1 protein-coding gene is annotated in these 255 nt (G+C 61.2%); it reads right to left on the reverse strand.

The window, feature by feature from the left end; translation table 11 throughout:
- On the reverse strand, positions 1–255 hold a 255-nt coding region (locus J5M71_RS29730), incomplete at both ends, for an immunoglobulin-like domain-containing protein (RefSeq protein ID WP_207839153.1).

The following is a 255-nucleotide window of genomic DNA, read 5'->3' on the forward strand; positions in this document are numbered from 1 at the left end:
TGGTCAGCGTGATGGTGTAGGTGATCTCGCCGCCTTCGGTGACCGAAGGGGTTGCGGTCAGTTTGGCCACCACTTCGTCGGTGGTGTCGGTCACTTGAACCGTAGCGGCACCACCCAGCTGCAGATTCTCGAAGGTCGCACCGGTTGCATCCACAGCCGAACTGATGCCCAGGCTGATCTGGCCAGCGTCGTTATAGACGTCATCGCCCTGCGCAGCATGGGTGTACGGGGCACTGGTTTCGCCAGCCTTGATGG

This window comes from Pseudomonas sp. 43(2021), from assembly GCF_017490805.1.
Classification (GTDB): domain Bacteria; phylum Pseudomonadota; class Gammaproteobacteria; order Pseudomonadales; family Pseudomonadaceae; genus Aquipseudomonas.